Consider the following 13,251-nt stretch of genomic DNA (forward strand, 5'->3'; position numbering starts at 1 on the left):
GTAGTACCGCTCTTTCTGTACATCCATGTCCACCAGGGGTACCGGAAGGAAACGGGCCAGCTCTTCGGTGACGCCGATGGCACCGCCGCCGGGACCGCCGCAGCCGTGGGGGGCCGAGAAGGTCTTGTGGAGATTGAAGAAGCAGAGATCGAAGTCCGCCTCCCTGGCCCTGGTCATCCCCAGGATTCCGTTGGCGTTGGCCTGGTCGTAGCTGCAGAGACCGCCGGCTTCGTGGACAATGCGCGTGAACTCCCTGATCCTGGAGTTGTAGATGCCGATATCCTCGGGGTTGGTGATCAGCAGTGCGGCGGTACGCTCCGAAACGGCCTCCTTGAGGGCCTCGATATCGGGGCGGCCATCCTTGTCGGGGTAGATGGTGATCACCTTGAAGCCCTTCAGCTTCGCCACGGCGGAATTCGACGGGTGGCTGAAGATGGTGGTGATGATCTCGTCGCGCTGGTCCGCCTCTCCCCTGGCCTCCACCCAGGCCCGGATAATGGAGACAATGGTGAAAAGGGCGTGGGATCCGCCGCCGGGATGCAGGGAGAACCGGTCCATTCCGGAAACCTGGCGGAGATACAGATCGAGATCGTACATCATCTGCAGAACGCCCTGGGTCGTTCCTTCATCCTGGTACGGGTGGAGCTCCGTCACCGATTCATGGGTAGCGAAACGTTCGTTGATCTTGGGACTGTACTTCATGGTACAGGTTCCCTGGCCGATATCGATATTCAGGTCCGCACCGAGATTCTCCTGGGAAAGGCGGAGGTAGTGCTTCAGCACCCGCATCTGCCCCATCTCCGGCAGATTGGGAGCCTCCGGGCGGACCATCCCTTCGGGAAGGCCTGACAGGCCGTCCCCTGCAACCGCCTGCACCTCTGGTTCCGTCTCCGGCACGAGTATCCCCCGTTCGCCGGGCGCACTCAGTTCGTAGATGATCGGCTCGTCCCAGCGAGCCTGGTGGAAATCACGGAGTTTCGTTGTCATGTTCATTCCCACTGTCAACACTCCTTTCTCGCAGGCCCGGTCAGGCCAGGTAGTCCTTCAGCACAGCCACCAGAGTGTCCATATCCTCCTGCGTCGTGGCCTCGGTCACACAGTAGAGCGCGCTCCGGCCAAGCGCCGGGTACTGTTCCGACAGATCGTAGCCTCCAAAGATCCCCTTGCCGCGGAGGAACGCGTTGATCTCGCCGACCTTCCGCCCGGTGTCGTCGAAATTCACTACGAATTCCCGGAAGAAGGAGCCTTCCAGCGAAGGGGCGCGCACACCGTCGAGCTCTCCGAGTTTAGCGGCAAGATAGCGGGAACGCTGGAGGATGCCCTTGCCGAGGTCCTGCATTCCCTGAGGGCCCATGAGCGCCAGATAGGCGCCGGCCGTGATGCCCCACAGCGCGGCGGCGGTCCCGACGAACTCCTTGCCCTTCTCCCGGACAGCCAGGGAGGTTCGTTCCCAGGCCACATCGCCGAAGCCCCACTCACCGTGGGTGGTGGGTGCGATCCCGAAGAGCCTGGAAGGATACTCCTGGACAAAGGCGGGGTCGTCAGGTGTCGCGATAAAGCCTCCGCGGGCGCCGCCGTAGAGCATGTGCATGCCCAGGGGCTGCACATCGCCGCAGGCCATGTCGGCGCCGTAGCGGGAGGGCGGCTGCAGCACGCCCAGCGAGGAGGGGTCAACGGCGACGATCAGCAATCCGCCGACAGCGTGGACCATCTCGGCAACCCGCTTCCCCTGGGGCTCCACCACCCCATGGAAGGTGGGGTTGTCGAACAGTACGGCTGCAACGTCATCGGCGAGCTGCTCTTCCAGTGCAGCCAGATCGAGATGCCCGGTGCGTTCGTTGTAGGGAATGGGCTCCACGGCGATCTGGGGCGAACAGTAGTTGCGGATCATCCTGACCTTGTCGGGATGCACCGTTTCCGCCACCAGGACACGGAACCGCCCGGTGATGCGGGAAGCCATACGGAGTGATGTAGCCGCCGCCTGGGAGCCGTCGTAGGTGGGGACATTGACCACATCCATATCGAGCATCTCGGCCATCATGCTGGTGTACTCGAAGAGCGCCTGGAACCGCCCGTGGTCCTCGTAGGGTTCGCCGGCATAGGCGGTGAGGAACTCCGAGCGCTGGGCGATCTCGTCGCAGACGGCGGGCACATGGCACTGATAGCAGCCGGCGCCGAGGAAGTTGATGTACTCGCTGCAGCTGCCGTTCTGACCCATCAGCCGCTGCATATGCCGCTGCAACGCGGCCTCGCCGGGAAGCGGCGCGGGAAGCTCCATCCCGTCCTCGGCAAGCCGCAGCTCCCGGGGGATACAGGCGTAGAACGCCTCGATGTCCTCCACACCGATGGCCTTCAGCATGGCCTCTTTGTTCTCCGGCGCGGAGTTGGGAATGTAGGGATGTGTACCAAACCTCTCTGCCATTCTCGTTACCTCCTTCGTATATGTGGAAATGCTCCTGCGGGAAGAACCTTTGATGTCAAGCCGTTCCTCCTCCGTCAACGACAAGATTGGCACCGCTCACCCACTGGGAGAGGTCGCTTGCCAGGAAGTAGACCGCCCTGGCGATGTCTTCGGGCCGGCCGAGCCGCGCGATGGGCCTGTCGGCGCTCTCTTTCAGCCACTCCTGTTCGTCCATGCCGAGCTGGCGCCCCTCCTCTCTGAGCAGCGGCGTATCCACATCGCCGGGGCTGACACAGTTGACCCGGATGTTCTGTGGACCGTGGTCGATGCACATCGCCCGCGTCAGGTTCACCACACCGCCCTTGGCCGCGCAGTAGGCGGCTGCCTTCGGGCCGCCGCTGATCCCCCAGCCCGATCCGATGTTGATGATGCTGCCGCCGCCGCGCCGTTCCAGCAGAGGAACAACGAACCGGGACACCATGTACACACCTTTGAGCGTCACATCGAGAGAGATATCCCAGTCCTTCTCCTCGAGATCCACCACACTCTGCCGCCGGATCACCCCGGCGCAGTTGACCAGGATATCCACCCCGCCGAAGGCGTTCCCTACGGTCTCGGCCATCCTGCGGCAGGAGTCGGCGGAGGTGACATCACACTCCACAAAGCGCGCCGCTTTCCCGAGCTCCGAGACCGCCGCCTCGCCGTCGCTACGGTTGATATCGGCGAGCACCACCGAAGCACCCGTTTCAGCGAGAAAGCGGGCGCAACCCCTGCCGATCCCCGAAGCGGCACCTGTGACCACCGCTACCTTTCCCTCAAGTCCAAAGGTCTTCTGGAAATCCATCACCGTCGCATCGTCCTTTCCTGATTGGGCTATTGGAGCCCTGCCGTCTCGCCGCCATCGATGGGGATCACCGAACCGGTGATATAGGAGGCCTGCTCCGAAGCGAGAAACGCAAAGAGCGCGGCGATCTCGTCCGGCTGGGCGTGGCGCTGCATCGGTATCTTCCGGTTTGTCGCCTCCAGCATCTCCGGCGTGTACTCCGCCTTCTGCATGGGCGTCAACACGTAGCCCGGGCAGATGGCGTTGACGCGCACCCGGGGGGCGAACTCCAGCGCCATGGTCTGGGTGAGCAGGATCACACCGGCTTTGGAGGCATTGTAGTCGGTGTAGTAGGGGTGCCCTTCCGTCCCGTTGGTGGACGCCGTCATCAGGATGACGCCGCTCCCCTGGGCGTCCATCCGCGACATGGCCTCCCGGGAGCAGTGGAACATCCCGCCGAGGTTGATATCCATCACCCGGGACCACTGCTCCGGCGGGATATCCAGAAAGGGACAGCGATAGCTCACGCCCGCATTGGAGATGAGCACATCGATCCCGCCCATCAGTCTGTCGACCTCGGCAAAGGCCCGCTGCACCTCCTCGGGACTCCCGACATCCGTCTGCACGACCCCTTCAAGGCCGGGGAGTGCGGTTTCCGCCGCGTCCAACCCTTCACTGTGAATGTCAAGGATCACCACACGGCTTCCCTCGTCGAGAAAGCGCGCCGCCGTGGCGTAGCCGATCCCGCTGGCGCCGCCGGTGACCACCACCCGTTTGTTCTGGAGATCACTGTACAAACCCATCGAAAACCTCCTTCCAAAGGCCACATATATCGTGTCCATCGGCATCATACCGCCTCTGGACGCGAATCGGTATTCAGCGTATACTTGGTATACAAAGCATAGGCCCTGGACTGGCCGCTGTCAAGCCGTATCGCCAGGTCATGGTAGAATGGCTGTCATTCCATCTGTAGGAGGGAACACATACAAATGAGGGGACCTGTGGTCTATCCAAGCTCCACAGATATCGTATACAACAGACTGAAGCAGCAGATTCTCAAAAAGGAGCTCACTCCCGGACAACGCCTCCCCGAAAAGGAACTGGCCGAAGGCCTGGAGGTAAGCCGTACACCGGTGCGTGAAGCACTGCGACGGCTCGCCTCGGACCATCTTGTCGATCTGATCCCCAATGGAGGGGCCAGGCTGGCCTCGCCGACCCAGCAGGAGGTCCGCGATACCTACCAGGTACGCCAGCATCTGGAGTCGCTTTCCATCCAGCTGGCGATGCCCCGGATTACCCCGCTTTTTCTCTGCCGGCTGGAGGAAAACATCGCCGAAGAGGAGGAGATCTTCCAGGAACGGGATCTGGAGCGCTATATCGATATCAACAGCTCCTTCCACCTCATCATCGCCGAAGCCGGCGGCAACTCCGTGCTCATCGACTACCTGGAGAACCTCCTGACCCGGACCTTCGCCTACATGGTCTTTTTCGAGTCCTTCTTCGATTTCGACACCAATCCCAGTCTGGGAGAACACCGGGCGCTCGTCAGGGCGATGCGTATGGGGCACGCCCAGCAGGCGAAGACGCTGATGGAACAACACATCGCCGTGTCCGAACAGCAACTGAAGTGCCAGCTGGGATAACCGTCAGGTTCAAAATAGCTGCAGGCGGATCTCTTCTGTTGCCGTGCAGGTACCACCGTGATACAATACCGCTCGTGCTACAAAGGGGGTGACAGATGTGCCGACACATAAATCAGCGGAGAAACGGATCCGTACATCCGAAAAGCAGAGGGTGTACAACAAGCACTGGCGTACCATGAGCCGTACGGCCCGCAAACGCGTGATCCAGGCGGTGGAAGCCGGCGACAGAGAGCTGGCCATGCAGCGTCTCAACCGCGCCTATTCGGTGCTCGACAGGGCTACCGTAAAGGGCGTCCTCCATAAAAACACCTCGTCACGCTACAAGAAACGCTTGAATTCGAAGGTCCATGGAATGCAGAACTAGCTCGCAGAGAGCACATCGGTAGCGGAGAGGCTTTGTTTCAGACAAGATCCGGGCGCGGGAAACGCGTTCGGCTCTTGTCTTTTTTTTGTTGCTACCTGCCCGGGGGCCTCCCATCCGACGGCCGACTCCGGTCAACGAGTTCCAGCACAAGCAGCTCCAGCCCCTTCCAGCCTGTCCCCTGCCCCCACTTCTCCCCGCAGCTCAACCCCGCCAGACCGACAACCACCTGCTGGAGCTCTGCACATCGGTAGTGCCTGCAGGCCTCACCGGCGAGGCGGTGCTGGTACTTCCGTGTCTTCAGCACCTTCTGCATGGCCTCCCCGGCTCCACCGGGGAAGAGCTGCATGAACAGCGCGATACGGAGACGGTTGTACAGCGCCCCGGTCACCCGCAGGATGTCCTCGTGACGCTCTACACGGGAGAGCGCATGCAGCACCTCTCCGCGTCGGGCGCGGCAGACCCCGTCGAGCAGCTGGAGGAGGGCGCCCTCGCCCTCGTCGACGCAGGCCAGACGGACATCCTCCTCGGTGACGGGCCGATCCGCCGCCAGCAGGGCAAGCTTGGCGAGCTCGCTCCGCATCTCCTCGGGATCGTCGAACCACTCCGAGAGCAGCGCCGTCGCCCCCGCCTGCAGACGGACCCCTGCCGAACGCCCCTGCTCCTCGATCCACCGCAACCGGGCCTTCCCCCATTTCGGAGGGGACTCCGGACGCAGGATCTCCGCAGCGTCCCGCACCTCCTTGGCGAGATACTTCGACGGGGCGTCCGCGTAGAGGGCGATGATAACCGTTGCGGCATCATGGCCCTCCAGACGCGGCCGGAGATCTTTTGGGATGTCCCTGAGCTCCCCGGGTTCCTCCAGGACCACAAAGCGGCGCCGGGCAAAGAGGCCGGGGGTATCCAGCGGCACAAAGACATCCCGCCAGTCCGACGCGTCCCCGATCTTGCCGCCGTATTCGTAGCCTTCGCGGGAAAGCCGCTTCCGGGTATCGAGAAGCAAGCGCCGCTGGGCGGTCCCAGCGGCGCTGATGATGATCAGATGCGGCACTATGTCTTCACCACGACGTTGACAAGCTTGTCCGGGACGGCGATCACCTTGACGATCTCCTTGCCCTCCAGCCGGCGCCGCACCTCCCCGTCGTCCAGCACCCGCTGCTGGAGTTCCTCCCTGCCGAGCCCAGCCGGCAGCTGCAGCCGGTGCCGGAGCTTGCCGTTTTCCTGGTAGACGATGGTCAGGGCCTCCTCTTCCAGAGCGTTCTCCTCCACCTGGGGCCACCAGGTGCGGGCGAGACAGGGGGTGTTGCCGAGCTGCGCCCAGAGTTCCTCGCAGATATGGGGCGTGAAGGCGGACAAACAGACCACCAGGACCTCCACCCCTTCGCGCATCACCGTCCACTGGGTAGCGTTCTGCGGTCTGTAGGCCCCAAGGGCATTGGAAAGCTCCATGAGCCGGGCGACGGCGGTGTTGAAGTGCATCTCCTCCCGGATATCGGTGGTGACATTGGCGATGGTCTGGTGGATGGTGCGTTTCATGTCGCGGTCCGCGGCGTTCTCGAGCCGGTCGATAGCGAGGGCCTCCCGGGGCGCCTCCTTCAGTTTGCCGAGGTTGTCCGTAACCAGCCGCCAGACCCGGTTGAGGAAGCGATGGGCCCCTTCCACACCCCGGTCGGACCAGTCGAGGTCCCGGGAGGGAGGCGAAGCGAAGAGGATGAAGAGCCGCGCCGTATCGGCGCCGAAGCGGTTGATGATCTCGTCGGGGTCCACCACGTTCCCCTTGGATTTGGACATCTTGGCTCCGTCCTTGATCACCATGCCCTGTGTCAGGAGTCGTTCGAAGGGCTCGCGGACGCGGAGCATCCCCATGTCCGCCAGGGCCTTGGTGAAAAAGCGGGCGTACATGAGATGCAGGATGGCGTGCTCGATACCGCCGATGTACTGGTCCACGTTCATCCAGTAGTCCACGTCTTCCTTCAGGAAGGGGGCCTTGTCGGTCCAGGGAGAGGTGTAGCGGAGGAAGTACCAGGAGGAGCAGATAAAGGTGTCCATGGTGTCGGTCTCCCGGCGCGCCGGACCGCCGCAGGCCGGGCAGGTCGTCTGGAGCCACTCCTCGGTGTTGGGAAGGGGACTCCTCCCGCCCTCCAGCAGCTGCACATCATAGGGAAGCTCCACAGGCAGCCGGTCTTCCGGAAGGGGAACGACGCCGCAGGATTCGCAGTAGACCATGGGAATCGGGGCGCCCCAGAAGCGCTGCCGGGAGATCAGCCAGTCCCTGAGACGGAAGTGGATCTCGCTCTGTCCGTAGCCCTGTTCCTCCCCCCAGGCGATCATCCGGGGGATCGCCTCGCCTGTGGGCAGGCCGTCGAATTCGCCGGAATTGATCTGCACGCCGTCCTCTTCGAAGGCTGTCACCATGGTGGCCTCGTCGAGGGTTCCCTCTTCGGGGGCGATCACGCAGCGCACGGGGATGCCGTACTTCCGGGCAAAGTCGAGGTCACGCTGATCGTGGGCGGGGACGCCCATGATCGCGCCGGTTCCGTACTCCATAAGGATGTAGTTGGCCACATAGATGGGCACCCGTTCGCCGTTGACGGGGTTGAGCGCGTAGAAGCCGGTAAAGACACCGCGTTTCTCCGTCTCGGCAGCGGTCCGCTCCATCTCGCTTTCCAGGGAAACGCTCCGGAGGAACTCCCGGATCTCTTCGCCCTCCGCAGAGTGCCCGGCGAGCTCCTCCACCAGGGGATGCTCCGGCGCCAGGGCCATGAAGGTGACACCGTAGATGGTGTCGAAACGGGTGGTGAAGGTCTCCATCGTCCGGTCGAGCCCCTCGATGGCAAAGGCCAGCCGCATGCCTTCCGAGCGGCCGATCCAGTTCCGCTGCATCGCCTTGACGCGCTCCGGCCATCCAGGCAGATCCTCAAGGGAGTCCAGCAGCTCCTGGGCGTAGGCGGTGATGCGGAGGAACCACTGTTCGAGATTCTTCTTCCGGATCACCGATCCGCAGCGCCAGCAGTGCCCGCCGTCGATGACCTGCTCGTTGGCCAGGACGGTCTGGCACTGGGGACACCAGTTCACCGGCGCCTTCTTCCGGTAGGCCAGCCCCTGATGGTAGAGCTGGAGGAAGATCCACTGGGTCCAGCGGTAGTAGTCGGGGTTGCAGGTCTCCACACGCCTCCGCCAGTCGTAGCTGCAGCCCATCCGCTTGAGCTGCTCGGTCATCTTCTCGATATTGCTCCAGGTCCACGTGTTGGGATGGACACCGTACTGGATCGCCGCGTTCTCCGCCGGCAGTCCGAAGGCATCGTACCCCATGGGGTGCATGACGTTGTAGCCATTCATCCAGAGAAACCGCGCCAGGAGGTCTCCGATCGAGTAGTTGCGGAGATGTCCCATGTGGAGCGCCCCGCTCGGATAGGGAAACATCTCGAGACAGTAGAACTTCTCCTTCTCCGGGTCTGTGGCTACCTGAAAGACCCCTTCTTCTTCCCAGTACCGCTGCCATTTCTCTTCAATGCCTGTAAAGTCGTATCCCACGTCCTGTTACCCCCCCGGCAAAGTGTGTCTCCTGCTCCCTGCTGGAACAGAGGCATCGGTTGCGTTCCACCCCAGCGTGGATTACATAACAGTGCCGACATTATAGCCCCGGCCGCCTGCACACGCAAAGGCGGGGCGTAGCGCCCCGCCTTTGCGATGCATGCTTCGGCCAGAACAGCAGGGGGCTACCCCTGTCTCTCTTCGCTCTCGGGATTCTCCGGTTCGCTGCGGTCCGCCTCGCCCTGGGTCCGCACGTCCATGCCTTTCTCGCGCTCGTCGATCCCTGTGGTGACATGCTCCTGAGCCACCTTCATGAATCCCTTCAGGAGATCGATGGGTACCGGGAAGAGGGTGGTGGAGTTGTTCTCCGCCGCCACCTCCCGCAGGGTCTGCAGATACCGCAGCTGCAGTGTCACCGGGGAACGCTCCATCAGCATTGCCGCCTGGGTCAGCCGCTCGGCGGCCTGGTACTCCCCTTCGGCGTTGATGATCTTGGCCCGGCGGTCCCGCTCGGCCTCGGCCTGACTGGCCATGGCCCGCTTCATGCCTTCCGGGAGCTCGAGCTCCTTGACCTCCACCGCGCTGACCTTGACACCCCAGGGATCGGTGCGCTCGTCGATGATCTGCTGGAGCTCGGCGTTGATCTTCTCCCGGTTGGAAAGCACCTCGTCCAGTTCAGATCGCCCCACCACAGCCCGGAGGGTCGTCTGGGCCAGCTGACTGGTAGAAGAGATGTAGTTTTCCACCTCTACCACCGACTGATTCGGATTCAGCACACGGAAGTAGATGACGGCGTTGACCTTGACCGGTACATTGTCCTTGGTGATGATCTCCTGCACCGGCACATCCTGGTTGACCACACGAAGGTCCACTCTCAGCATCCTGTCGATGATGGGGATGATGATCACCAGGCCGGGTCCCTTGGTTTTGATCAGACGCCCCAGCCGGAAGACCACACCACGCTGGTATTCGGGGACGATCTTGATCGCTGCGGCAAGGATGATCACCAGCAGCAGCAGCGCGCCGATATTCATCCCGAGATTGGAGATAAACTGCATGATTGCGTCGAGCATTTCCTGTTCCTCCTCTCACAGCATTCCTGAGTTACCCACTAGTCGAGGTTCCCCTCTTCTGCCCGGACGATGAGCTTCAGCCCCTCCATCCGCACAACACGTACAACCGTTCCATCTGATATCGTCTCGCCATCCTCCGAAACCGCCCGCCAGTATTCGCCGTGGCACATGATGAACCCTTCCGGTTCGAGGGCCTTCGTTACAGTGCCGCTGCTTCCCGCAAGGCCCTCGGCACCCGACTGGACCTTGCCCCGCATCGAACGGAGCACCGCCCAGATGACCACGAGGAAGAAGATGGTGAGCACCGCCACACCGCCGATGACCACTTCATAGGAAAAATGCAAGAGTTCACCCCCCGGGGCACGGAATAGGATCAGTCCGCCGACAGCAAGCGCGGCGGCGCCGAAAAGGCTCAGCACCCCCAGACTCCCGACAAGCAGGTCGGTGATCATCACGGCGATGCCCGCCACCAGCAGCACAATCCCCGCCCAGTTGAAGGGGAGCATACGCAGGCCAAAGGCACCGAGGAGGATCATGACACCGCCGGAGACGCCCATGACGAATCCGCCGGGGGAGAGCACCTCAAAGAGGATGGCGTAGGCCCCGGCGACAAGGAGCAGATAGGCGATATCCGGCCTGGAGATCACCCCGAGGATCTTCAGTTTGGGATCCACGGGGATCTCCGAGACCGCCTCGCCCTCTGTGCGGAGCGTCCGTTCTCCGCCCTGGAAGTCGATCACCCGCCCGTCCAGGGAAGCGAGCAGACTCTCCCGGTCCGAGGCCACCAGATCCACAACTCCCGCTTCGAGAGCCTCCGTGGCCGTCAGGGAGATGCTCTCCGTCACCATCCTCGCCGCCACATCCTCGTTCCTTCCCCGCTGCTCCGCCAGCGACCGCATCTGCGCCGCCAGATCGTTGGTGATCTTCTTGTTCATCTCCTCGGAGATATCACCTCCAGACGTCGTCACGGGATGAGCGGCACCGATATTGGTCCCCTCCGACATGGCCGCCACATGGGAGGCCTGCACGATGAAGGCTCCCGCCGAGGCGGCCCGCGCGCCTGTGGGCGCCACCCAGACCACCACCGGCAGCGGAGCGTTCAGGATCCTCTGGACGATCTCACGCATGGAGCTCACCAAACCGCCGGGCGTGTCGATCTCCAGCACCAGCAGCTCCGCTTCCATCTCCTCCGCCGCCGCGACGGCGTTGCCGAGATGTTCCTCCATGGTCTGGCCCACGACGCCCTCCATGGGTGTCACGGCGACCTGGGCGCTGCAGAGCGCCGGAAAGGACACCGCCAGGGCAAGCACCAACCACAACCGCACCAGCACTCGTTTATTCATTCACTATACCTCCCAACGCCTCGGAGAGGGAGTCGGCCCTGGAGACCTTCATGCCGCGGGGCGGTTCGCCCTCGGCATGGGCACTCACCAGTGCCCTGGTAAAGCCCAGCCGGGCCGCCTCCTTCAGCCGCCGCTCCATCATCACGGCCGGACGGATCTCCCCGGCCAGTCCCACCTCGCCGAGAAGGCAGAGATCCACCGGCAACGTTCTGTCGAGCAGCGACGAGGCCACCGCAAAGCTGATCGCCAGATCGGCCGCCGGATCGCGCACCTGCATCCCCCCCGCTATGTTGACATAGACATCCTGGTTCTGCGACGACAGACCGCAGCGCCGCTCCAGCACCGCCAGCAGCAGCTGCAGCTTGTTCGCCTCCACCCCGCGGGCTGTCCGTTTGGGGTAGGGATAGGGTGTGGGGCAGGCCAGCGCCTGCACCTCCGCCACAAAGGGGCGCGTGCCTTCGATCACGATCCCGCTGGACACGCCGGGCACACCGCCGCCCGCATTGCTCCAGTAGAGATTCCCCGGCGCCGCCACCGGCCGGAGCCCCTGTTCGGCCATCTCGAAGACCCCGATCTCGTCCACGCTTCCGTACCGGTTCTTGACGGAACGGAGGATCCGGTGCGGCGACGTTCGTTCGCCGGAGAAGAGCAGCACCACGTCCACCATATGCTCCAGCATCTTCGGGCCGGCCACCTGTCCCTCCTTGGTGACATGGCCGATCAGCACCACCGCCGTTCCGGAGACCTTGGCCGCCTCGATGAGCCTCCTGGCCACCGAGCGAACCTGATTCACCGAGCCCGGCCAGCCGTCGAGCTCCGGATCCTGCAGGGCCTGCACGCTGTCGGCGACGATGATGTCGTAGCGGCCGCTGTACTGTTCGAGGAAGGCGGTATCGCTTCTGGAAAGGGCTTCCAGGGCCCCGGTGTCGATTCCGAGCCGTTCGCCCCGGTCGGCGACCTGGGAGAGCGACTCCTCGGCGGAGACATAGAGCACCCGCCTGCCCTGCCGGGTGATCCCGTCACAGACCTGAAGCAGCAGTGTGGACTTGCCGATCCCCGGCTCGCCGGCGACCAGAGCGACGGAACCGGGGACAAAACCGCCTCCCAGAACACGGTCGAATTCGCCGATGCCCGCCGGGAACCGGGACGGCCGTTCGACGCGGTCCAGCGTCTCCGCCGACACCGCAGCGACTCCTGTCGGCGCCGCCTTCGTCTCCATCTCCTGCTCCATGGTGCCCCAGGCGCCACACTGCGGGCAGCGCCCCGTCCAGGTCACACTCACGTGGCCGCATTCGGTGCATTGGTAGCGTGTCTGCTGCTTTCTGCCCATAAGACCGTCTTCCTTCGCCCCGCCCTTTTCCTGTTTACCATTCTATCGGCAAGCGCAGGCTTCGACAACAGATATCCGTCGCCCATCTGCCATTTTCTGCATCATTGTGATAAAATATAGCCTGTTCGGTGCCCTTGCGGCACATCGATCCCTGTGGTCCTATCTTTTTTGAAGAGGTGATCTCTATGAAACGTCTGGCAGTCGCACTCGTTGTTCTCGTGCTCTTCTGTACCACCGCTGCGGCGGGCACAATGCTGGAGGCAGGCGGCGGCTTCACCTACTGCGTCAACGAGCTGACCCCGTTGACGGGAAACTACTGGGAGTGCAGAGGCACGGTTGTCAACGAAACCCCGGAGGACTACGGAACCGCCTATTTCAACGTCCACGTCTACAATGCCAACGGGCAGGAGCGCAAGGTCTTCATGATCACCCTGGAGGAGATCGACGCCGGTACGGCGGTTCCCTTCCGCACCACCTTCCAGGAGCCCGTCAACGCCCTGTACTGCGAGATGGAGTTCCTCCTCGCCAAGTGAACAACCCACCGTCGGATACCCACGGAAGAACAGCGCAGGAACGGATCTGTTAACTGAAACTATAACAGAAATCCCCGGAAGACCCGAAGGGTTTCCCTTAAGGGAAACCCTTGCATCATACTGCAATTCCTTTGGGCCCCCGAAGCCCTTCTACAGACCGAGGTGGCCTGATCGGTCCCTCTACGCATCCGCAAGGGGCTGTCCGCTACC

Annotated in this window: 12 protein-coding genes; 3 read left to right on the forward strand and 9 right to left on the reverse strand. The window is 62.9% G+C overall.

From position 1 onward, the window contains the following. The 4 genes from K9L28_09860 to K9L28_09875 all read right to left on the reverse strand — a co-directional run. Window positions 1–993, reverse strand: a 993-nt coding sequence (locus K9L28_09860; protein ID MCF7936631.1) for an aminotransferase class V-fold PLP-dependent enzyme, incomplete at its 3' end; no start/stop codon positions are given. 34 nt (window positions 994–1,027) lie between these two features. Then, the gene (gene gcvPA, locus K9L28_09865) at window positions 1,028–2,422 is read right to left on the reverse strand and encodes an aminomethyl-transferring glycine dehydrogenase subunit GcvPA (protein MCF7936632.1); all 1,395 of its coding nucleotides are present in this window, start codon (window positions 2,420–2,422) and stop codon (window positions 1,028–1,030) included. A gap of 55 nt (window positions 2,423–2,477) precedes the next feature. Beyond that, window positions 2,478–3,245, reverse strand: coding sequence for an SDR family oxidoreductase (locus tag K9L28_09870; protein MCF7936633.1), 768 nt, complete (start codon window positions 3,243–3,245; stop codon window positions 2,478–2,480). A gap of 29 nt (window positions 3,246–3,274) precedes the next feature. Next, a complete protein-coding gene (locus K9L28_09875) occupies window positions 3,275–4,027 on the reverse strand; it encodes an SDR family oxidoreductase (protein ID MCF7936634.1) in 753 nt (250 codons plus the stop codon). Window positions 4,028–4,213: 186 nt separating this feature from the next. Between K9L28_09875 and K9L28_09880 the strand changes: the two genes are divergently transcribed. Next, a complete protein-coding gene (locus K9L28_09880) occupies window positions 4,214–4,867 on the forward strand; it encodes a GntR family transcriptional regulator (GenBank protein ID MCF7936635.1) in 654 nt (217 codons plus the stop codon). Window positions 4,868–4,964: 97 nt separating this feature from the next. Further along, complete coding sequence (gene rpsT, locus K9L28_09885; GenBank protein MCF7936636.1) at window positions 4,965–5,231, forward strand: 30S ribosomal protein S20; 267 nt, start codon at window positions 4,965–4,967, stop codon at window positions 5,229–5,231. 91 nt (window positions 5,232–5,322) lie between these two features. Here rpsT and K9L28_09890 read toward each other — a convergent pair whose 3' ends face one another. From K9L28_09890 to radA, 5 genes are all read right to left on the reverse strand, one after another. Then, complete coding sequence (locus K9L28_09890; GenBank protein ID MCF7936637.1) at window positions 5,323–6,279, reverse strand: hypothetical protein; 957 nt, start codon at window positions 6,277–6,279, stop codon at window positions 5,323–5,325. Beyond that, complete coding sequence (leuS, locus tag K9L28_09895) at window positions 6,279–8,762, reverse strand: leucine--tRNA ligase (protein ID MCF7936638.1); 2,484 nt, start codon at window positions 8,760–8,762, stop codon at window positions 6,279–6,281. Before leuS ends, K9L28_09890 begins: the two co-directional genes overlap by 1 nt. 185 nt (window positions 8,763–8,947) lie before the next feature. Beyond that, window positions 8,948–9,835 (reverse strand): slipin family protein, encoded by an 888-nt coding sequence (locus K9L28_09900; protein ID MCF7936639.1) that lies wholly within the window; start codon window positions 9,833–9,835, stop codon window positions 8,948–8,950. 38 nt (window positions 9,836–9,873) lie between these two features. After that, window positions 9,874–11,178, reverse strand: coding sequence for a nodulation protein NfeD (locus tag K9L28_09905; protein MCF7936640.1), 1,305 nt, complete (start codon window positions 11,176–11,178; stop codon window positions 9,874–9,876). Further along, on the reverse strand, window positions 11,171–12,508 hold the full coding sequence (radA, locus tag K9L28_09910; protein ID MCF7936641.1) for a DNA repair protein RadA: 1,338 nt from the start codon (window positions 12,506–12,508) through the stop codon (window positions 11,171–11,173). The genes K9L28_09905 and radA overlap by 8 nt, the downstream gene beginning before the upstream one ends. 185 nt (window positions 12,509–12,693) lie before the next feature. Between radA and K9L28_09915 the strand changes: the two genes are divergently transcribed. Beyond that, the gene (locus K9L28_09915; protein ID MCF7936642.1) at window positions 12,694–13,041 is read left to right on the forward strand and encodes an FxLYD domain-containing protein; all 348 of its coding nucleotides are present in this window, start codon (window positions 12,694–12,696) and stop codon (window positions 13,039–13,041) included. The last annotated feature ends 210 nt before the right edge of the window (window positions 13,042–13,251 follow it).

This window comes from Synergistales bacterium (genome assembly GCA_021736445.1).
GTDB lineage: Bacteria > Synergistota > Synergistia > Synergistales > Aminiphilaceae > JAIPGA01.

Excerpts from the sequence above, each read along its gene's own strand:
- K9L28_09875 (MCF7936634.1), bottom strand. The coding sequence starts at position 4,027 with ATGGGTTTGTACAGTGATCTCCAGAACAAACGGGTGGTGGTCACCGGC.
- gcvPA (MCF7936632.1), bottom strand. The coding sequence starts at position 2,422 with ATGGCAGAGAGGTTTGGTACACATCCCTACATTCCCAACTCCGCGCCG.
- K9L28_09915 (MCF7936642.1), top strand. The coding sequence starts at position 12,694 with ATGAAACGTCTGGCAGTCGCACTCGTTGTTCTCGTGCTCTTCTGTACC.
- K9L28_09880 (MCF7936635.1), top strand. The coding sequence starts at position 4,214 with ATGAGGGGACCTGTGGTCTATCCAAGCTCCACAGATATCGTATACAAC.
- K9L28_09905 (MCF7936640.1), bottom strand. The coding sequence starts at position 11,178 with ATGAATAAACGAGTGCTGGTGCGGTTGTGGTTGGTGCTTGCCCTGGCG.
- K9L28_09870 (MCF7936633.1), bottom strand. The coding sequence starts at position 3,245 with ATGGATTTCCAGAAGACCTTTGGACTTGAGGGAAAGGTAGCGGTGGTC.
- K9L28_09900 (MCF7936639.1), bottom strand. The coding sequence starts at position 9,835 with ATGCTCGACGCAATCATGCAGTTTATCTCCAATCTCGGGATGAATATC.
- radA (MCF7936641.1), bottom strand. The coding sequence starts at position 12,508 with ATGGGCAGAAAGCAGCAGACACGCTACCAATGCACCGAATGCGGCCAC.